At 51.9% G+C, this 1,141-nt stretch carries 1 rRNA gene; it reads right to left on the bottom strand.

Annotation, left to right across the window (positions count from 1 at the left end):
* Positions 1–1,141: ribosomal RNA gene (locus R7P69_RS25055) — 23S ribosomal RNA — on the bottom strand; the annotation flags it as partial.

Below are 1,141 nucleotides of genomic sequence, written 5' to 3'. Positions count from 1 at the left end.
AGCCTACGCACTTGAACCTGGACAACCGTCGCCAGGCCCACCTAGCCTTCTCCGTCCCCCCATCGCAATTGTAAGAAGTACGGGAATATTAACCCGTTTCCCATCGACTACGCCTTTCGGCCTCGCCTTAGGGGTCGACTTACCCTGCCCCGATTAACGTTGGACAGGAACCCTTGGTCTTCCGGCGAGGAGGTTTTTCACCCCCTTTATCGTTACTCATGTCAGCATTCGCACTTCTGATACGTCCAGCATGCGTTACCACACACCTTCAACCGCTTACAGAACGCTCCCCTACCCAATGCACTAAAAGTGCATTGCCGCAGCTTCGGTTTACTACTTAGCCCCGTTACATCTTCCGCGCAGGCCGACTCGACCAGTGAGCTATTACGCTTTCTTTAAATGATGGCTGCTTCTAAGCCAACATCCTGGCTGTCTGAGCCTTCCCACATCGTTTCCCACTTAGTAGTAATTTGGGACCTTAGCTGGCGGTCTGGGTTGTTTCCCTCTCCACGACGGACGTTAGCACCCGCCGTGTGTCTCCCGGATAGTACTTACTGGTATTCGGAGTTTGCAAAGGGTTGGTAAGTCGGGATGACCCCCTAGCCTTAACAGTGCTCTACCCCCAGTAGTATTCGTCCGAGGCGCTACCTAAATAGCTTTCGGGGAGAACCAGCTATCTCCAGGTTTGATTGGCCTTTCACCCCTAGCCACAAGTCATCCGCTAATTTTTCAACATTAGTCGGTTCGGTCCTCCAGTTGATGTTACTCAACCTTCAACCTGCCCATGGCTAGATCACCTGGTTTCGGGTCTATATCCAGAGACTGAACGCCCAGTTAAGACTCGGTTTCCCTACGGCTCCCCTAGATGGTTAACCTTGCCACTGAATATAAGTCGCTGACCCATTATACAAAAGGTACGCAGTCACAGGACAAAGCCTGCTCCTACTGCTTGTACGTACACGGTTTCAGGTTCTATTTCACTCCCCTCACAGGGGTTCTTTTCGCCTTTCCCTCACGGTACTGGTTCACTATCGGTCAGTCAGTAGTATTTAGCCTTGGAGGATGGTCCCCCCATATTCAGACAGGATATCACGTGTCCCGCCCTACTCGATTTCACTGAACACACGTCGTCAACTACGGG

The sequence above is a fragment of the Vibrio sp. 661 genome (genome assembly GCF_033339315.1).
GTDB lineage: Bacteria > Pseudomonadota > Gammaproteobacteria > Enterobacterales > Vibrionaceae > Vibrio > Vibrio alginolyticus.
This window is presented reverse-complemented; position numbering and strand designations above follow the sequence as displayed.